Source organism: Streptomyces sp. NPDC002619 (assembly GCF_042889305.1).
Lineage (GTDB): Bacteria > Actinomycetota > Actinomycetes > Streptomycetales > Streptomycetaceae > Streptomyces.
The window spans coordinates 188,108-203,710 of the sequence record NZ_JBIAQV010000001.1; the positions used below are offsets into that span (position 1 = coordinate 188,108).

Consider the following 15,603-nt stretch of genomic DNA (forward strand, 5'->3'; position numbering starts at 1 on the left):
CGGGGCCGCCGTCACCGCGCCGGCGCCATCCACCGCCGTACGCCGTAGGCCGCCGCGCCCACCGCCAGCACGCCCGCCCCGACCGTCACCGAGACCGCAGGCAGCGCGAACGCCAACGTCACGCATCCCAGCAGCCCCAGCGCGGGCATCACGCGAGACGCCGGAACCGGACTCAGCGTCCAGGCCGACGCGTTGGCGACCGCGTAGTACGCAAGCACACCGAAGGAGGAGAAGCCGATGGCACCCCGCACGTCCACGGTTGCGGCCAGCACGGCCACGACCACGCCCACGGCCAGCTCGGCGCGGTGCGGGACCTGGAAGCGCGGATGCACCGCGGCCAGGGCCTCGGGGAGATGGCGGTCGCGGGCCATGGCGAGCGTCGTCCGGGACACACCCAGGATCAGCGCGAGCAGCGATCCCAGCGCCGCCACCGCGGCCCCCACCCGCACCACCGGCACCAGCCCGGCCGCCCCGGCAGCCCGCACGGCATCGGCCAGCGGCGCGGCGGCGCGCCCCAGACCGTCCGCGCCGAGCACGGAGAGGACGGCGACGGCCACGCACGCGTACACCGCCAGTGTGATACCGAGAGAGAGCGGAATCGCGCGCGGAATGGTGCGCGCCGGTTCCCGTATCTCCTCGCCGAGCGTCGCGATCCGCGCGTAGCCGGCGAACGCGAAGAACAGCAGACCGGCTGCCTGAAGGATCCCGCCCACTCCCGACGACACGCCGATGTCCAGCCGGCCGGCGTCGGAGCGCCCGGAGGCGAGGCACACGACCACCACGGAAGCGAGGACCGCCAGCACCACGGCCACGATCACCCGCGTCAGCCAGGCGGACTTCTGAATGCCGCCGTAATTCACCGCGGTCAGCGCCACCACGGCCGCGACGGCTACCGCGTGCGCCTGATCCGGCCAGACGTACGCGCCCACGGTGAGCGCCATCGCCGCGCAGGAGGCCGTCTTCCCGACGACGAACGACCAGCCCGCGAGGTACCCCCAGAAGGCCCCGAGCCGCTCCCGCCCGTACACGTATGTGCCCCCGGACGCCGGATACAGGGCGGCGAGCCGCGCCGACGACATTGCGTTGCAGTAGGCCACCACGGCCGCGACAGCCAGGCCGAGCAGCAGCCCCGAGCCGGCTGCGCGCGCCGCGGGCCCCAGGGCGGAGAAGACGCCGGCGCCGATCATCGAGCCGAGCCCGACGACCACGGCGTCCCGCACCCCCAGAGTGCGTCGCAGACCCGAATCGGAACGTGCCATGCGCCGCACCCTACTGATCGCCGCAACCGCCGGGTGCACCAGCGACGTCCTCCTCATCAACGTGGCACGAATACGCATGCCACGGTCCGCACCGAGATCAACGCACAGCACGCACGGAACGGACAGGAGACGCAGGGTCCGCGAAGCACAGCCGGTCCGGACGAAATTCACAGGGCCGGGACAGTGCGGGCACAGCGCGGGAGGGCAGGTTCACGGTATGAGCATCATCGGTTGGATCATCCTGGGGCTGTTGGCCGGCGCCATCGCCAAGATCCTGCTGCCCGGGCGCGACCCGGGCGGCTTCATCGGCACGACTCTGATCGGCGTCGCGGGCGCGTTCATCGGCGGCTGGATCTCGGCCCGCTGGCTGGACCACCCCATCAGCAAGAACTTCTACGACGGCGCCACCTGGGCCGCCGCCGTCGGCGGCTCGCTCGTCCTCCTGATCGTCTACCGCATCCTGTTCGGCAACTCGCGCGACTGAGCACGCCGACGACCGCAGCCGACAGGCGAGAAGGGTGGGCTCCGCCAGGGTGCCCACCCTTCCTCGTCTCGCCTCGCCCTGGTCTCCGGCCTGTACGAGGCCCGGGCGGTGGGCTAGCGGTAGTTCACGTACCGCCCGCTTGATCCTCTGACCTGCACGTGACCGCTGAAAGGGCGGTTGACGTGCGAAAACTACTGTCGGTATTTGCCACTGTTGCGCAGCGTTATCCAGAGCCTTGTGCCCTGAGTGTGCCCTGCCGCGACCGCGGGCCCCCGACTCCGCTCCGTCTGCCCCGCGCAGACAGAGCGGCGCCGCCCGGTGCAGCAACACCGAACGGCGCCTTGATCCGAATCCTTCTCGATCAAGGAGTCCAGACCCATGCAGGACCGTACCCCGGACGGCGCCGTGCGCGAGTTGCTCGCGGCCGTCCTCGAAGCACTCGACATCCCTCACCCCGCGACCGTGGGCGACACGGAGGCGCACGACCGCCTGCTGAACGACCGCGCCATGCACGCGGCGATCGCGCTCCGCAGCGTCCTCGAAGACAAGCCCGTGATGGAAGTCGAGTGGACGACTCGGTACTTGCGCGAGCGGCTCGCCGAGCACCCGCCCACGGGCTACCAGCACTACGGGGCCAAGCGCGCGGAGGCCGGCCGATGAGCGGCATGTCCGTTGGCACCCGCCGCATCCTCGTCGCGCACCTCACCGACCGCGGCATGAACCCGCAGGAGATCGCCGACGAGCTGGACGTATCCCGCGAGACCGTGCGCAGGGACCTCCACAACCCGCCCCCGACCCAGGCGCCGGAACCGGCGGCCGACGTGCCGCCCGCCGAGGACGAGCTGCGCCTCCCCGCGAGCCCCCAACTCGGCCAGGATCTCCGCCTCATCACCGCCTCATACAAGCGTCCGGCCGAGGACGTCGCGGCCGAGCTGCTGCACGCGCACGCCGAGACAATCCGAGCACGCGTGCACGCCCGCCTCGCCGCCACAGGACAGGGCGCGTGATGGCCGCGAAGCCGGGAGCCGACGAGCTGCGGGTGCGCGGTCGCCTGCGCACCCTGCTCGGCGAAAGCCCGACCGTCGCACCGACGTCGGCCGCCGAGCCCACGCCGGCCCCGGACGACTGGTGGGATCGCCTGTACGCCGACGAGCAGCCCCCACAGGAGCAGGCGCGCCACTGGTGGCAGGCCAAGTCCAAGCCGGAGCCCGACGAAGAACCCGAAGACGAAGACGAGGAGGAGGACGAGGACGACGAGGAGGAACCGGCCCGCGGCAAGCGCCAGCCGCGCAGCCCCCCGACAATCCCTCCTCGACGCTACGACAACATTCCACCCCGCCTGCGATGGCTGATCTACCACAGCACCGCCGCCGCCGCAGGCTGGCGGATCGGCCTCGTCAACTGGGCCACCGACACCGCCGCCTGGTACGCCCACGGCCACTGGACCAGCCCCACCGCGTGGGTGCTGTACGGGCTCGCCGTCGGTGTCGTCGCCCTCTACCGGCGCACCCGCGCCTGGCTGCTGCCCATCGCCTGGACGGCCGCCATCCCCGCCTCATCGATCGTCGTCGGCGTCCTGCTGTACGGCACCACAGCCTGATAAGGAATCCCGCTGTGACCAGCGTCGTTGGCAATCTCGGCATCGTCGGCCTGGCCGTCGTGATGACCGTGCTGCTCCTCGTCGGCATCAAGGGCGGCGGCAAGGTCAAACCGCTGGGCTGGTGGCCGTGCCTGATCGGCGGCATGCTCGCCGGGAGCGCCTACGCAGCCGCGGGCGGCCTCTTCGAAATCATCCCTGACCTGGTGCACAGCCTGCTCGGCGCGGCGCAGGGCATCATCCCCGGCGTCACCATGCCCGCGGTCGCCATGGTCCTGGCGATCATCATCCTGTTCAAAAAGCTGTCGACGCAGCAGGTTGCCGTGCTCGGCATCATCTTCTGGTACGCAGCCAGCGGAGCAGGAGGCGTCCGGTCCACCGTCTCCCAGGCCATCGCCTCCATCGGGCAGCAGGTGTCCTGATGCGACGCGCCACCACCGCCCTGCTCGCGCTCCTGACCCCGCTCGGGCCCGGCGCGCGCGCCCTGCTGCTCCGCCTCCTCAACCGCTTCGGCTGGAAACCGGTCCTGGCCGGCGCCGCCCTCCTCGTGTACGCGTGCGCCCGGTACCGAACTTGGCTGGTGTGGATCCTCATCGCGGTCGCCGTCCTCTCGTGGATGCACGCCCCCGAACCGGCCGACCACGAGCCGAAGACAGCCGCCGGTGGCCCCCAAGTCGACCTCGCCCGCTGGCTCCTCGACACCATCGGCGACCGGCCCGGCATCCACCTCCGCGACCTGTACCCCGCAATGCGTGAACTGCCGGGGCAGGAGGGGCGGTCGGATGGGGAGCTGCGGGCCGCGCTGCGCACCCTCGGTGTGCCCGTCCATCGCAGCCTCCGTATCGGCCGTATCGCGGGCCGCTCAGGGGTCCGCCGAGGGGACGTCGAGGCGCTCCTCCCCTCCCTTGGAGACTCGCCTGTAGAGCGGCATGGAGACGCAGGTCAGGGCGCCGATTCTCCGGCGCTCTCCGAGGCTGGAGAGGGGGTGTAGAGCATGCCTTGGGAGTACGAGTGCCGCCAGTGCGAGGGGAGATCCCCACGCCGTCACGACCGCCGATCGGACGCCGAGAGTGAGCAGGACCAGCATCGTGCGGTAGCGCATGGCGGGTTGGTGCCGGCCGCGGGCGACCGGATCCGGTCCGTGCACACGGAGTCGCGTGGCGACGGCTGCATGCCGTCCGGCAGCCTGCTGTTCTTCCTCGTCCTGCTTGCCGCGCTCCTGTCGAACTGCTGGCGTTGACCGGTTTCGTCACGAACGCGTGACGATCACCGATTCGACGCAACCACGCAGCCTCATCACATGTCACACACCCGCAAGTCACAAGTGCCCCAGGGGGGACCATGAGCGAGCAGAACCCGCAGAACCCGCAGCAGCCCGGATACGGCTACCCGCAGCAGCCCGGCCAGCAGCCCGGATACGGCTACCCGCAGAACCCGCAGCAGCCCGGATACGGCTACCCGCAGCAGCCCGGCCAGCAGCAGCCCGGATGGGCCGGACCCGGCGGACCGCAGCAGCCTTGGGGCCTGCCCCCGCAGCCGCCGAAGAAGTCCAACACCGGGAAGATCATCGGTATCGGATGTGCCGGACTCGTCGGCCTGTTCGTCCTGTTCGGCATCATCGGCGCCCTCGTCAGCGGCGGCGGCAGCGACGACACGTCCAGCGGCTCCGGCGACGTCAACGCCACCGCGCCCGCTACCACCGACGACAAGCCCGCCGCCGAAGACAAGCCGACGAGCGAGGACAAGCCCGCCCCGGCCCCGGTGAAGGTCACCGCTAAGCGGACCGCTTTCACGAAGACCATCCTCGCGGACGGCGACGGCTACACGAGCGTCCTGGTCACCGTCGTCAACAACAGCGACGAAAAGATCGACGTGAACCCGCTGTACTTCGAGATCACCGACACCAAGGGGACGAAGCACACCGCGGAACTGGCCGTAGACGAGAAGCAGATCGACACCGTCGACCTCGCCCAGGGCGAGAACGTCACAGGCACGATCACCGGCAAGGGCAACTTCACCGCCAACTACGTGACCTACACGGACAGCTGGTTCGGAGACTCGGTCCGCGTGAAGGTGTCGTAACCGCCGGGCACTACGCTCGTAGTACGCTCCTCGCGCCACCCACAGCACGGCCCCCGGACGGGCACAGGTTCCGTCTCGGGGGCCGTCTGGCGTTCTGGCTCAGCAGTCCGGCTGCAAGGCGTCGTAGTGGTCGCAGAGCGCGTTCAGGGCGCGGGCCAGGCGCCGGGCGTACGCGACGTCTCCGCCCGGCGCGGGACTCGGCTCGGCCCGCAGCTTCCCGCGGGCCTCGCCCAGGCAGGCGAGCGCGCAGTACCTCGGGATGCTGTTCTTCCGCATGCGCGCCGCGAGCTGCTCGACCTCGGGCATCAACACGGCCAGGTGCCCGCGGATCTGGAGCGTGAGCGTGGCGAGCTCGTCGGCGGCCGGCGGCAGCGCCTCGGGGACGGAGTCCGGATCGAGCAGGCGGTCCACGGCCGTGCGCATCGTGGCGAGGTCCGGCGGGACGGTGCTCTGCTCTTCGGCGGTGGGCGTTGGGGCGGTAGCGTGCATGGTGTCGTCGCTCCTTCGAAGCGTCGTCCATGCCCCCAAGCCGTTCCCGCGGCTGTGGGGGCTTTCTCGCGACCATACGCCTACTTGGTACGTCTTGGTACGTCCCCGGACGGGCTAGCTAGATCTATGCCCGCATGGGTGGTGCTCTTACGGTCTCAGCATGATCAGCCTCGACCGGGACGCCATGACGCCGATGTACGTGCAGCTCGCCAACGTGCTGCGCGACCGCATCCGGCGCGGCGAAATCCCGATCGGCCGGCGCCTCCCGTCACAGTCCGAGCTGGAGGCGGAGACCGGCGGCACGGTGTCGCGGCGGACCATCAAGAGCGCGATCGAAGTGCTCGCCGAGGAGGGCCTGGTGCAGGGCGTGCAGGGGAAGGGCGTGTTCGTGATCGCCCTGCCCGCGCCGCCCGAGGGGTAACGGCCGGTCGGCGAGGGTGCCACCCCCGCGCCCAGTGAGTGAGGCCCTGAGGCGAGGTGGAGCGGGGCTGTACGACCGCGCCCTGGGATCCGCAAACAGCGCGCTGACGCCCCGTCGACCGCCAGACTAGGCGCATGCCCATCAGATATGACGGACCCGCTGTTGTGCTCATGAACGGCATCGAGGTCCCCGTGACGGCGAGCCTTGTAATCACCCTGGACCCATCCACAGTGGAGAACTTCTCCTACGACCGGATGAAGACCTGGGCCGGTTCAATACGCACCGACAGCGACGTCGACCTGTTCGACGCCGCCCCTGGGATCCTGCGCACGCCGGACGGCAGGGAAGGCGAGTTCATGGCAACAAGCGGGCCGCCAGACCACGTGGGCGTTTCCGGCCTGGGCCCCGCCCCGTTCGGGCCGCAGGCGTGATAGCGCTCAGAAACTGCGGATGACAAACCACATCGCTACGCCGAGCACCGCCAAGTACCCGCCGATGGAGATCGTCTTGCCAAGGCCTTCTCGGCCAGCACCTTCAATCCACCCGCCTATGAGCCCGACCAACGGCGCTCCGAAAACGATCAAAAATAGGCCGATCAAGAAGTCCACGATCCCCACCCCCGCTGTGATCACTCCCCAGTGATCTCGGGACGTGATCATAAGGCTCACGGACTCATTCGCGAAGAGCCCCAGCGCACGCCCGTGCGGGGGCGCAGTCGAGGCTGCTGGATGACAAAGCCCGTCGACCGGCCGCTCGTTGCGAACGCGGGGAGCGGCGAGGACTGCTGCCGGCGCGGTGGCTGCTGTCGTTCGGCCGGCTGGCTCCTCGGCGGCCGCGAGGGCCCGCTGTACGGCGTCGCGCTGGAAGCCCGCCATGCGCAGCTCGGCGTCGGACAGGCCGCGGCGCATGCCGCTGTCCGTCGGCGCGGATCAGGCCGACCAACTCGCCGATACGCAGGGCCATGGGTCAGCGCCCGCCGTACTGGATGACGCCGGGGCTCACCATGCGGCCGGTGTCGCCGGGCTGCGCGTTCGGATTGTCGGCGATGAGCCGCCAGTCGTACGCCTCCTGGGGCTTGGGCAGCGGCTTGAAGTCCTGCATATCCCACGCGCGGTCGATGCCGCGGCCGGCGAGGGCCTCCCGCAGCCCGCCAACCTCGTCCAGGTAGCCCTTCTGATCGAGGTGCAGGGCGGTCCAGCCGCGGATGGTCGGCGTCTCGGCGTTGTCGAGGGCGAACGTGAGCACGGCGCGCCGCATCGCGTCGTCGTCGAACCGCTCGGCCTCGGCGAGCAGGCGGGCGCGGCCGTCACGGTCGGTGTCCTTCACCGTGTCCCACGCGGCACGGAACGCGGTCATCAGCACGGCCCGGTCTGCGGGGCTGGTGTCGGCCGGGATGCCCGGGCCGACCGGTACGAGGCCCTCCAAGTACTCCAGGCGGGCGCGGCAGCGGTCGGTGAGCCGCTGGTAGGCCTGCGCGGTCTCCCGGATGTGTGCGTCGTACAGGGCGGCGATCTGCTCGGCCTTGGCGCGGCCTGAGATGTTGGGGTTCTCGCGGACCGCCTGGGCGGCGTCGGTGAACGTCGCCTTGGAGGCGCGCGCGGCGAGGTGGTAGGCGTCCTCGTTCGCATGCGGCAGGGGCTGCGGGATGGCCATGGTCACGCGTCCTTCTGGATGAGGGCGGTCAGGTTGATCTGGCCGTTGGAGTCGACGTGTTCGTCGGCGGGGGCCAGCTGGGTTCCGCCGGCGAAGCGGCGCATGCTGTCGTCGTAGCTGGCGAGGACGCGGGCAAGGGTGGCGCCGATGAGCTTCCCGCCTTCCAAGGGCCGGTATGTCTTGGGGTTGCCGGACCCGTCGCGCAGGAACACGCCCTCGCTGGTCACGCGCCAGGTGCGGGTGCCGTAGTTGACCGTGTCGGCCGCTTCGTACGCGACCGCGGTGCCCATCTGCCGGCGCCAGGTGGCGCACCGGGTGTTGTGGGCGGCGACGGCGTCGCAGAAGTTGCGCAGCGCGGTCTCGAGGGCGTCGCGCTTGGCGACCAGGTCTGTGGTGCGGGCGGAGCCGAGGTCGGTGGGTGCGTTGTCGCGGATGTCTTGCGCCGCGGCGAGTTGGAAGGCGGTGGCCATCAGGCGGCCCTTCTGTGCGTGCGGACGAGGCGGTCGGCGTCCTCGGCTGCCCACAGGCCCCACGCGACGCGCGTGACGCCCTCGGCTGCGGCGAGCCGGAGGACGTGGCGCCCGGTCACCCCGAGGCGGCCGGCGAGCTCCCCGGTGGTGACCAGGCGGTCACTGGCCTGATCGTCGGGCAATGTCCGGTTGCTAGGTCGGGAAGCGGACATGTGATCGTGTGCGGCTGCGCGCAGGGCCTCGAGCGCCCTCACGACCTCGGGGCGGATGTCGTGGCCGTTGCGGCGGGCGCGCTGCACCTCGGCCCGCAGAGCCGGCCAGAGGGGGTAGGCGAGGGCGGCGGGTACCCGTACGCCGTCGTCGTCTCCTGCGGCGCCTGGCGGTCCGGTGAGCGGGTCAGGCGCCGTCATCGGCCGGCCTGCCGATCGAGGAGCAGTGCGCGCAGTCGGGCAGCCACCCGTGCTCGCGCCTCCTGGTCCCGGGGCCCTGCGCCCCCGGCGAGCAGTGCGACGCCGAGCTGCGCCACGTAGAACACGACCTCCACCATGTCCGGCCACGGCAGGGTGACGAGGAGTTCGCTGATGTCGTCGGTGCGGTTCTCGGCTGCGGCGGCGAGGATCGCCCAGACGCGGTCTTCCATCTGGTCCGGGTTCAGGTCTTCCTCGGTGGTCACGGGCCCTTCACCTCGCGTGCCTGGCGGGCCAGTTGGATGGCCGACCGGCCGACCACGGACGGTTCAGCGGTGTCGTCGGCCTGCGCGAGCAGGAGCAGGTTCTTCGACAGTGGCGGGTGCTCGCCGTCCGGGTCGTAGACGATGGCCATCGCTTCCGCCAGGACCGCGAGGACACTCTTGACGGGCATGCTGGTCGGGCGGCCGGTGACGAGGCGGAAGAGCCACAGCGGGACTTTGAGCGCGGCTTCTACGCGGGCGAGGCGGCCGGTGAGTTGGATGCGGCGGACCATCAGTGCATCTCCTTCTGGGCTGCCTCCAGGGCGGCGAGACGCTCCTCCAGGTCGAGGGATTCGCGCAGCGACAGGACGGCGTCGAGGAGGGTGCGGGCGGCCTGGACACGGTTGCGGCCGTCCGCGTCCTTCAGGGCTTCCCGCAGCGTGGTGACGGCCTCGACAGCGCCCGCGGCGAGCTGGCCCACGGCGTGCTGGAGCAGCTCGGTACGGGTGTCGCGTACGTCGGTTTGGAAGTCGGGGTCTTCCATCCACCGTCGGACGGTGCGCCCGGAGACGCCGGCGGCCTCTCGTGCGGCTTCTTCGGAGGTGGCGCCGCGGGCGAGGGCGAGGAGTGCGGCGGGTTTGTTCTGGGTCATGAGGGGTGTCTCCTACGCGCGCGTGAGGCCAGGACCGGGCGCGCGCGGACGTTCAGCGGCGGAAGGTGTCGGGGATGCTGCCCACGAGTGCGCGGAGGGCGTCGGGGGCTGAGGACAGGACGCCGTTGAGGACGGGGCATCCGTCGTCGTGGTGGATGGCGACGCGTACGAGGCCGTTGATGGTGCGGAGTTCGGTGGTGCTGTTGCAGTGGCCGCATTGGTAGTTGGCGGCGATGGCGGTGGGGTTGAGGTCGCCGATGAGGTAGTCGGTGCGTTTCGGTTCCATGAGGACTCCTGGGATGAGGATGAGGACATGAGGACGGATGTCCTCAACCCCCTTCGCGCGTTACGCGAAAGAGATTTCTTGTCCCTTTTCTGCGTGTATGTAGTTATCTATAGGCGAGGTTCCGTGACGAGACGGGGGGTTGAGGACGCGTGTCCTCATGTCCTCATGTCCTCAACCGGCCCCATGTCCTCACGTCCTCGCGGTGGCGTTCGGGCTGATGTTGTCGCCCTCGACGATCACCAGCTCGCGTTCCTCGGCGAGGTCGACCGCTGCCGGAAGATGCGGGCGGTCCTCCGTCCGAAGAGCGCGCCGCATGTAGCCGAAGCTGATCCCGCCGGGCTTCGAGGAGTGCTTGACCACCAGTCGTACGAGGCGCTCCACGCGTCGGTCGGCCTCGTTCTTCGCCATGTGGGCACGGACCTCGGTGTTGACCTTGGCGTCCTCGGCGGCCTTGCGCTCCGCCTCGGCTTCCCGGCGGGCGCGTTCCACCAGGGCGTCCCTGACGGCGCACGAGGTTGCCCACAGCGTTTCGGCGAGGGTCCAGTCGTCTTCGGTGACCTCGTACCGGCCGCCGTCCATGAGGGCGAAGAGCGCGGCCGCCTTCACCTTCATCAGGCCGGCGTGGCCGTCGAGTTCGGCGACCTCCAGGTCGCCGCGGTTCCGGGCGGTCCTCTCCTCCCACAGCATCCGGCGGATGCGCTCGGGGAACATGACGTCGATCGGGTCCGCGGCCTGGATCCGCCCAGGGTGTTCCTTGATCGGACCCGGCCACATCGGCGGCACGTTGGGGATGCTCGGGTCCAACGACCAGCACCAGAAGAACCGTTGCGGGGTGCCAGTGCTGGCATCGTTGAGCAGCGGGACCGCGGTCGACGGCTGGAAGCCGACGAACAGGCCGAGGCTGTAGGAGCCGGGGGCGATGTACCGCCTTCGCTCCTCGGAGGCGTTCATCTGCCCGAGGGCCTCGCCGACGGCCGCGCGACGGAGCGTCTCGGCGAGCGTCGACCCCGGCCGCATCGCCAGCGTGGCCATCGTCTGCCCCTCATCGACGTAGACGTAGCCGTTGTGGCGGGTCTGCTCGCGGACCTTCACCGTGACGGGGTCGCCCTTCAGCGGCCCACGCTGGTGAATCTCGCCGGTCGGCTTGTCTACGGTGCCCATGAACATCTCGGCGATTCTTTCGCCGGTGCCGATCGGGAGGCCGTCAAGAAAGTCGGGGTCCTCGGGGAGGATCAGTTCGCGGGCGCCGGACTGCCCGGTCGACTTCCCGGAGCCGGACGGGCCGACCGCGGCCGCGAACACGTTCAGGGAGGCCCGACCGGAGATGCCGGTCACGGCCTTGATGTGAGGCGAGATCATCCCGGAGAGCCGGGCGAGCGTGCTGTAGAAGAGCACGTCCGCAGGCCGCCCCTGAGAGTGCGCGGCCTGCTTGATGTGCTGGAAGACCGGGCGGGCCGCGTAGAACTCCGCGGACAGGTGCCCAGACCGCTCCCCTCCGCCCTCCGGGGCCGCGGGGGCGTCCGGGAGGCTGGCGAGGATGTCGTCAACGGTGGTCACTGAGAAGTTCTCCGGGGGTTCCTGAGACCGGCACTCACACCGGACGTGACGGTCTTCTGCACCTCGCGCGGCGGGAGCCCGATCGACTCCCCGGCGGCCACGAGCGCCTCGACGGCGGTGCGCGCGTCGAGTCGGCCGGCGCCGATGAGGGTTCCGAGGTTGAACGCGGATTGGTTGAGGGTGTCGTTGCGGGTGCCCTCGGCGGCGTCGAGGACGTTCTGCAGCTCGCCGCGGAGCGCGGAGGCCGCGTAGCCGGTGCTGTCCATCACGACGGCCGGGAGGACCGGCGGGGGCGGCTTCGGCGGGGCGGCCCGTCGGATCAGCCACAGCGGCATGTGCTGCGGCGTGGCCTCCCACGGCGGGGTGATCCACCGGTAGTTGCCCTTGCGGGTGATGGTGGGCGGGGCGGTGATGTACCCGCCTCCGGCGCGTACGTCGATGAGCCAGCCGACCTTGGACACGGTGTTGCGGACCTCGATGCCGTCCGGGGCTGCGTAGTAGAGGTGCAGGGCTCCGGAGCGGGACAGCACGGTCGGGGTGGTGCCGAAGGGGAAGTGGTCGCCGTTGCGGGCGTACAGCTCGGCGAGGACGTCGCGGCCGTCGGTGATGCCGGGGGCGTCCCACTCGTCGGGCGGGATGACGTCCTTCTTGTTCAGGTCGAGGTCGAGGACGACGATCCGGGAGGGCAGGCAGGCCACTCCGAGGTTGTAGCCGCGGTACGGGCCGTTCCACGCCCACGTGATCCGGTCGGGGTCGGCGGTTGCCCGCTGCTCCCACTCCTTGATCGCGGGCGTGTTGTCGCCGGGGATCAGCGGGAAGACGTACCAGCCGAGTTGGGCGAGGCGGAGGGCCTCGTTGAGCACGCGGGCGGGCCCGGCCGCTGCGGCGGCCGGGCTACCCGAGATGGCGCGGACGCTCACGCGCACTCTTCCATCGCGCGCTCGTCGACCAGGCCGATCACGTACTGCAGGGCCTCGTATCCGGCCCTGAGCTGCGGGTCGCCGTCCTGCTGGGCGAGCTTGAACAGGTCAATACCGGCCTCGATCAGCCGGTTGGAGAGCTGCTGCCACGTCACGGGGGCCGGGGCGGCGGGCGTGACCTTGTGCTGCATGGCTTCGATGAGGTCGGCGATCACCCGCAGCTCGGCAGCCTTGACCGCGGCCTCGTCGGGGGTGAAGTCGTTCTCCTCGACGTACAAGGTCCGCTGGCTACCGGAGAGGTGCGTGACCCCGTAGGAGACGAGCCCGTCGTAGTGGCGGGAGTGGTCGTAGTGCGGGCCGCTCTCGTCGCACCAGGCGTACGTCCGGCAGGCGCCGTCGGGGTGGCGGCGGGCGCCGGCGTCGGCCAGCTGCTCGGCGCGCTCCCGGGTCTGCTCGGCGGCCTGGACGGCGAACGCGGCGTGCCCGTTCGTGCGCCGGTCGACCGGCGGGACGTGCGGGGCGGGCTGGTTGGCGCGCGTTCTGTCGGTGGTGTGTGCCATCATCGGTGCATCCGTTCTGGTTGGAGCCCCGGTCGCTGGCGAGCGAATGAGCCGGGGCTCTGGCGTTTCTGGGTTCGGATAGGCCCTCAGCTGGATTGCCGTCCTGCTGGGGGCCGCTTTCATGCGGCGATGGTCTGGGCGTCGAGCCAGGCCTCGATGTCGGACCAGCGGGCCCGGAGGTGCCGGCCAACGCGTATGAACTTGGGGCCGCCCCCTCGGGAGCTCCATTGATAAATCGTTCCGATGGGCACGCCGCAGTAGTCCGCGAGCTCCTGCGGTGGTGCCAGCCTGCGCCTCTCGGCCTCACTGACCTGGGGCAGCTTGACGCGGGACATTCGTGATCATCCTCATTCCGAGCTGTGGCACAGCAGGTGATCATTCGTTCGTGGGTTTATCCCACGAACCGCGGCTTCCAGAGTGGGGGATGTCGATCGTGGTGTCAACCCACACGAGGGAACCGAAGAAAGTCGTGTGTGTTGTGAACCCACGGCAACTGTGCGAGCCTGACTGCCATGCAGAAAGAGAGCGATGAGCCGCCGCTGACGGTGGGCGCGGTCGTGGGGGAGAACCTCAAGAGCCTGCGAAAGGCGCGCCGTTGGACCCAGGACGCAGCAGCAGCACAGCTCTCCTCCCGAGGGTTCGCCTGGAAGCGAGCGCACATTGCGGACCTGGAGAGCGGGCGTCGCGAGACACTCGATCTCGGCGCGCTGATCGTGCTCGGAGCGGTGCTGGAAGTGCAGTTGAGCGATCTGTTCGCGGGAGACGGCGACGTCCTGCTTACGCCGCGGGCCGACTTCCCTCAGCACGCCATCACGGTGACGCGCGAGCAGCTCCGAGCGTGGCTACTCGGCGAGAAAACGTGGGTCCGTATCGACGGCAGCGAGGGGGTGCGAGCCGTGTTGCACGGGACGCCGGCGCAAGCGGATGATGCGCTCGCGAAGCGCCTGGGCATCCCCACTGGAGACGTCGTCGCTGCTGCTCGCAGGCTGTGGGGACGCAGTCTCACCCAGGAGCGCGACGAGCGTGTCCTGCAACTCGGTGACCTGCCGATCGAAGAGCGCCAGGCCCGCCAAGGGCACATCACACGTGAACTGAGTTCTGATCTTTCGGCCTGGATTGCTGAGGGGGAGCGTGGTGATGGCTAGCGTCTACGACCGGTGGCACCTCTCGCGCCCGGCCAAAGGCGCCGACCCGTGTGCCGAGCACTCCAGCAAGACACGCACCCTCGTGCCGTCCACCGACCACGGCAAGGGGAAGCGCTGGCAGGTGCGTTGGCGGGACGCGGCGGGGGAGCAGCAGAAGGAGAACTTCGCCAAGCGCAGCCAGGCGGATACCCGCGCGGCCACGATCGAGGCCGACTTGGCCCGTGGCCTCTACGTCGACCCGGCGGCCGGCAAGGAGAGCTTCCGTACGGTCGCCGAACGCTGGCGGACCACGGCCGTGCACCGCGACGGCACCGCCTCCCGGGTCGAGCGCGCGCTACGCATCCACATCCTGCCGACGTTCGGCGACCGGCCGATCGTCACCATCCGGCCCTCGGAGGTGCAGGCGTGGGTGAAGGACCGGTCGCAGGTCCTCGCGCCGTCGACGCTGCGCACGACGTTCGCCTACCTGGTCACGATCATGCACACGGCCGTCCGGGACCGGACGATCGCGATCAATCCGTGCTCCGGGATCAAGCTGCCCGAGGTGCGCCGTCCGGAGATCGTGCCGCTTCACCAGGACGCGGTGCGGGCCCTGATCGAGGCGGCACCGCCGCGGCACCGGGCGATGATCCTGCTCGCTGTCGCGTCCGGCCTGCGCCAGGGCGAGGTGTTCGGCCTTGAGGTCGACTGCGTCGACTTCCTGCGCCGCGAGGTGATCGTGCGCCAGCAGCTGGTCACGCCGGACAGGGACGCCGACGCCGACCCGGAGCAGATGCCGGAGCCGTACCTGGGTGAGCCGAAGACGCACGAGAGCTACCGCCGGGTGCCCCTGGTGGACGTCGCGGTCAATGCGCTCGCGGCGCACCTGCAGCAGTTCCCGGCCGCCGTGGTCGACATCGAGGACTGCACGGACCCGCGGAAGCCGCGCCGGCGGAAGGCGCAGCTGCTGTTCAGCAACGACCGCAACGACGTTCTCAAGCGGGCGAGTTGGTCGCACGTGTGGGCGCGGATGGAGGAGCGGGCGAACGAGGCGCTGAACAAGGCCTACGCGGAGGCGTACGCGGCCTGGGTGCAGAACGGCCGCCCGCCGGGCCAGGAGCCCGCACCGGTCCGGGTGCCGGAGGGCACGAGCATGCACGACCTGCGCCACTTCTACGCTTCGGCGCTGATCAGGAACCGCGAGTCGGTGAAGACGGTGCAGCGGCGATTGGGCCACTCGAAGCCGTCCATCACGCTCGACATCTACACCCACTTGTGGCCCGACGACGAGGACACAACGCGGGCGGCCGTGGAGGCGGTCCTCGGCGATGTGCCCGCGTTGTGCCCTCCAGCAAGATCCGTTTCGGGATAGTGCAGGT

25 protein-coding genes are annotated in these 15,603 nt (G+C 70.2%); 11 read left to right on the forward strand and 14 right to left on the reverse strand.

Translation table 11 applies throughout. The annotated features are described in order from the left end of the window. Positions 1-11: 11 nt before the first annotated feature. Positions 12-1,259, reverse strand: a complete 1,248-nt coding sequence (locus ACFYXB_RS00965) for an APC family permease (RefSeq protein ID WP_389576565.1) — start codon at positions 1,257-1,259, stop codon at positions 12-14. A gap of 217 nt (positions 1,260-1,476) precedes the next feature. Between ACFYXB_RS00965 and ACFYXB_RS00970 the strand changes: the two genes are divergently transcribed. From ACFYXB_RS00970 to ACFYXB_RS01000, 7 genes are all read left to right on the forward strand, one after another. Next, positions 1,477-1,743: a GlsB/YeaQ/YmgE family stress response membrane protein gene (locus ACFYXB_RS00970; RefSeq protein WP_351348807.1), complete on the forward strand. Its 267-nt coding sequence runs from the start codon at positions 1,477-1,479 to the stop codon at positions 1,741-1,743. Positions 1,744-2,121: 378 nt separating this feature from the next. Continuing rightward, positions 2,122-2,403 (forward strand): hypothetical protein, encoded by a 282-nt coding sequence (locus tag ACFYXB_RS00975; RefSeq protein WP_389576567.1) that lies wholly within the window; start codon positions 2,122-2,124, stop codon positions 2,401-2,403. Between the two features lie 5 nt (positions 2,404-2,408). Then, positions 2,409-2,750, forward strand: a complete 342-nt coding sequence (locus ACFYXB_RS00980) for a helix-turn-helix domain-containing protein (RefSeq protein ID WP_389576569.1) — start codon at positions 2,409-2,411, stop codon at positions 2,748-2,750. Beyond that, positions 2,750-3,343, forward strand: coding sequence for a hypothetical protein (locus ACFYXB_RS00985; protein ID WP_389576570.1), 594 nt, complete (start codon positions 2,750-2,752; stop codon positions 3,341-3,343). The genes ACFYXB_RS00980 and ACFYXB_RS00985 overlap by 1 nt, the downstream gene beginning before the upstream one ends. A 14-nt stretch (positions 3,344-3,357) precedes the next feature. Then, positions 3,358-3,762 carry a hypothetical protein gene (locus tag ACFYXB_RS00990; RefSeq protein WP_389576571.1) on the forward strand — a complete coding sequence of 135 codons (405 nt, stop codon included), beginning with the start codon at positions 3,358-3,360 and terminating at the stop codon, positions 3,760-3,762. Beyond that, the gene (locus ACFYXB_RS00995; protein ID WP_389576572.1) at positions 3,762-4,331 is read left to right on the forward strand and encodes a hypothetical protein; all 570 of its coding nucleotides are present in this window, start codon (positions 3,762-3,764) and stop codon (positions 4,329-4,331) included. Before ACFYXB_RS00990 ends, ACFYXB_RS00995 begins: the two co-directional genes overlap by 1 nt. A gap of 350 nt (positions 4,332-4,681) precedes the next feature. Continuing rightward, entirely contained in the window at positions 4,682-5,422 is a 741-nt protein-coding gene (locus tag ACFYXB_RS01000) for a DUF4352 domain-containing protein (protein ID WP_389576573.1), read from the forward strand. Positions 5,423-5,521: 99 nt separating this feature from the next. On the opposite strand, the gene ACFYXB_RS01005 is transcribed toward ACFYXB_RS01000, so the two are convergent. Then, a complete protein-coding gene (locus ACFYXB_RS01005; protein WP_389576575.1) occupies positions 5,522-5,911 on the reverse strand; it encodes a DUF6415 family natural product biosynthesis protein in 390 nt (129 codons plus the stop codon). A gap of 160 nt (positions 5,912-6,071) precedes the next feature. On the opposite strand from ACFYXB_RS01005, the gene ACFYXB_RS01010 reads away from it, so the two are divergent. Both ACFYXB_RS01010 and ACFYXB_RS01015 read left to right on the forward strand, forming a co-directional pair. Then, a complete protein-coding gene (locus ACFYXB_RS01010; RefSeq protein ID WP_389576577.1) occupies positions 6,072-6,332 on the forward strand; it encodes a GntR family transcriptional regulator in 261 nt (86 codons plus the stop codon). Positions 6,333-6,502: 170 nt separating this feature from the next. Then, positions 6,503-6,763: a hypothetical protein gene (locus tag ACFYXB_RS01015; protein WP_389576579.1), complete on the forward strand. Its 261-nt coding sequence runs from the start codon at positions 6,503-6,505 to the stop codon at positions 6,761-6,763. Positions 6,764-6,769: 6 nt separating this feature from the next. Here ACFYXB_RS01015 and ACFYXB_RS01020 read toward each other — a convergent pair whose 3' ends face one another. The 12 genes from ACFYXB_RS01020 to ACFYXB_RS01075 all read right to left on the reverse strand — a co-directional run bounded on the left by ACFYXB_RS01020 (position 6,770) and on the right by ACFYXB_RS01075 (position 13,435). Then, positions 6,770-7,240 (reverse strand): hypothetical protein, encoded by a 471-nt coding sequence (locus ACFYXB_RS01020; RefSeq protein WP_389576581.1) that lies wholly within the window; start codon positions 7,238-7,240, stop codon positions 6,770-6,772. A 58-nt stretch (positions 7,241-7,298) separates the two neighbouring features. Next, positions 7,299-7,985 carry a hypothetical protein gene (locus tag ACFYXB_RS01025; protein ID WP_389576582.1) on the reverse strand — a complete coding sequence of 229 codons (687 nt, stop codon included), beginning with the start codon at positions 7,983-7,985 and terminating at the stop codon, positions 7,299-7,301. Between the two features lie 2 nt (positions 7,986-7,987). Further along, positions 7,988-8,455, reverse strand: a complete 468-nt coding sequence (locus ACFYXB_RS01030) for a hypothetical protein (protein ID WP_389576584.1) — start codon at positions 8,453-8,455, stop codon at positions 7,988-7,990. Further along, the gene (locus ACFYXB_RS01035) at positions 8,455-8,865 is read right to left on the reverse strand and encodes a hypothetical protein (RefSeq protein WP_389576586.1); all 411 of its coding nucleotides are present in this window, start codon (positions 8,863-8,865) and stop codon (positions 8,455-8,457) included. The genes ACFYXB_RS01030 and ACFYXB_RS01035 overlap by 1 nt, the downstream gene beginning before the upstream one ends. Further along, positions 8,862-9,128 carry a hypothetical protein gene (locus tag ACFYXB_RS01040; protein WP_389576588.1) on the reverse strand — a complete coding sequence of 89 codons (267 nt, stop codon included), beginning with the start codon at positions 9,126-9,128 and terminating at the stop codon, positions 8,862-8,864. Before ACFYXB_RS01040 ends, ACFYXB_RS01035 begins: the two co-directional genes overlap by 4 nt. Beyond that, positions 9,125-9,418, reverse strand: coding sequence for a hypothetical protein (locus ACFYXB_RS01045; RefSeq protein WP_389576590.1), 294 nt, complete (start codon positions 9,416-9,418; stop codon positions 9,125-9,127). The genes ACFYXB_RS01040 and ACFYXB_RS01045 overlap by 4 nt, the downstream gene beginning before the upstream one ends. Then, a complete protein-coding gene (locus tag ACFYXB_RS01050; RefSeq protein WP_389576591.1) occupies positions 9,418-9,777 on the reverse strand; it encodes a hypothetical protein in 360 nt (119 codons plus the stop codon). The genes ACFYXB_RS01045 and ACFYXB_RS01050 overlap by 1 nt, the downstream gene beginning before the upstream one ends. A 52-nt stretch (positions 9,778-9,829) precedes the next feature. Beyond that, on the reverse strand, positions 9,830-10,063 hold the full coding sequence (locus tag ACFYXB_RS01055) for a hypothetical protein (protein ID WP_389576593.1): 234 nt from the start codon (positions 10,061-10,063) through the stop codon (positions 9,830-9,832). Positions 10,064-10,252: 189 nt separating this feature from the next. Beyond that, positions 10,253-11,620: a hypothetical protein gene (locus ACFYXB_RS01060; RefSeq protein WP_389576594.1), complete on the reverse strand. Its 1,368-nt coding sequence runs from the start codon at positions 11,618-11,620 to the stop codon at positions 10,253-10,255. Next, positions 11,617-12,540, reverse strand: coding sequence for a bifunctional DNA primase/polymerase (locus ACFYXB_RS01065; protein ID WP_389576596.1), 924 nt, complete (start codon positions 12,538-12,540; stop codon positions 11,617-11,619). The genes ACFYXB_RS01060 and ACFYXB_RS01065 overlap by 4 nt, the downstream gene beginning before the upstream one ends. Further along, positions 12,537-13,103, reverse strand: coding sequence for a hypothetical protein (locus ACFYXB_RS01070; protein ID WP_389576598.1), 567 nt, complete (start codon positions 13,101-13,103; stop codon positions 12,537-12,539). The genes ACFYXB_RS01065 and ACFYXB_RS01070 overlap by 4 nt, the downstream gene beginning before the upstream one ends. A gap of 116 nt (positions 13,104-13,219) precedes the next feature. Continuing rightward, the gene (locus tag ACFYXB_RS01075) at positions 13,220-13,435 is read right to left on the reverse strand and encodes a helix-turn-helix transcriptional regulator (protein ID WP_389576600.1); all 216 of its coding nucleotides are present in this window, start codon (positions 13,433-13,435) and stop codon (positions 13,220-13,222) included. A gap of 177 nt (positions 13,436-13,612) precedes the next feature. On the opposite strand from ACFYXB_RS01075, the gene ACFYXB_RS01080 reads away from it, so the two are divergent. Next, the gene (locus ACFYXB_RS01080; protein WP_389576602.1) at positions 13,613-14,245 is read left to right on the forward strand and encodes a helix-turn-helix domain-containing protein; all 633 of its coding nucleotides are present in this window, start codon (positions 13,613-13,615) and stop codon (positions 14,243-14,245) included. Continuing rightward, a complete protein-coding gene (locus ACFYXB_RS01085; RefSeq protein WP_389576603.1) occupies positions 14,238-15,596 on the forward strand; it encodes a tyrosine-type recombinase/integrase in 1,359 nt (452 codons plus the stop codon). Before ACFYXB_RS01080 ends, ACFYXB_RS01085 begins: the two co-directional genes overlap by 8 nt. Positions 15,597-15,603: the final 7 nt, after the last annotated feature.

Coding starts and splice junctions, on each gene's coding strand:
- ACFYXB_RS00965 (WP_389576565.1), bottom strand. CDS start 1,259: ATGGCACGTTCCGATTCGGGTCTGCGACGCACTCTGGGGGTGCGGGAC.
- ACFYXB_RS00970 (WP_351348807.1), top strand. CDS start 1,477: ATGAGCATCATCGGTTGGATCATCCTGGGGCTGTTGGCCGGCGCCATC.
- ACFYXB_RS00975 (WP_389576567.1), top strand. CDS start 2,122: ATGCAGGACCGTACCCCGGACGGCGCCGTGCGCGAGTTGCTCGCGGCC.
- ACFYXB_RS00980 (WP_389576569.1), top strand. CDS start 2,409: ATGTCCGTTGGCACCCGCCGCATCCTCGTCGCGCACCTCACCGACCGC.
- ACFYXB_RS00985 (WP_389576570.1), top strand. CDS start 2,750: ATGGCCGCGAAGCCGGGAGCCGACGAGCTGCGGGTGCGCGGTCGCCTG.
- ACFYXB_RS00995 (WP_389576572.1), top strand. CDS start 3,762: ATGCGACGCGCCACCACCGCCCTGCTCGCGCTCCTGACCCCGCTCGGG.
- ACFYXB_RS01000 (WP_389576573.1), top strand. CDS start 4,682: ATGAGCGAGCAGAACCCGCAGAACCCGCAGCAGCCCGGATACGGCTAC.
- ACFYXB_RS01005 (WP_389576575.1), bottom strand. CDS start 5,911: ATGCACGCTACCGCCCCAACGCCCACCGCCGAAGAGCAGAGCACCGTC.
- ACFYXB_RS01010 (WP_389576577.1), top strand. CDS start 6,072: ATGATCAGCCTCGACCGGGACGCCATGACGCCGATGTACGTGCAGCTC.
- ACFYXB_RS01015 (WP_389576579.1), top strand. CDS start 6,503: ATGAACGGCATCGAGGTCCCCGTGACGGCGAGCCTTGTAATCACCCTG.
- ACFYXB_RS01020 (WP_389576581.1), bottom strand. CDS start 7,240: ATGCGCCGCGGCCTGTCCGACGCCGAGCTGCGCATGGCGGGCTTCCAG.
- ACFYXB_RS01025 (WP_389576582.1), bottom strand. CDS start 7,985: ATGGCCATCCCGCAGCCCCTGCCGCATGCGAACGAGGACGCCTACCAC.
- ACFYXB_RS01030 (WP_389576584.1), bottom strand. CDS start 8,455: ATGGCCACCGCCTTCCAACTCGCCGCGGCGCAAGACATCCGCGACAAC.
- ACFYXB_RS01035 (WP_389576586.1), bottom strand. CDS start 8,865: ATGACGGCGCCTGACCCGCTCACCGGACCGCCAGGCGCCGCAGGAGAC.
- ACFYXB_RS01045 (WP_389576590.1), bottom strand. CDS start 9,418: ATGGTCCGCCGCATCCAACTCACCGGCCGCCTCGCCCGCGTAGAAGCC.
- ACFYXB_RS01050 (WP_389576591.1), bottom strand. CDS start 9,777: ATGACCCAGAACAAACCCGCCGCACTCCTCGCCCTCGCCCGCGGCGCC.
- ACFYXB_RS01055 (WP_389576593.1), bottom strand. CDS start 10,063: ATGGAACCGAAACGCACCGACTACCTCATCGGCGACCTCAACCCCACC.
- ACFYXB_RS01070 (WP_389576598.1), bottom strand. CDS start 13,103: ATGATGGCACACACCACCGACAGAACGCGCGCCAACCAGCCCGCCCCG.
- ACFYXB_RS01075 (WP_389576600.1), bottom strand. CDS start 13,435: ATGTCCCGCGTCAAGCTGCCCCAGGTCAGTGAGGCCGAGAGGCGCAGG.
- ACFYXB_RS01080 (WP_389576602.1), top strand. CDS start 13,613: ATGCAGAAAGAGAGCGATGAGCCGCCGCTGACGGTGGGCGCGGTCGTG.
- ACFYXB_RS01085 (WP_389576603.1), top strand. CDS start 14,238: ATGGCTAGCGTCTACGACCGGTGGCACCTCTCGCGCCCGGCCAAAGGC.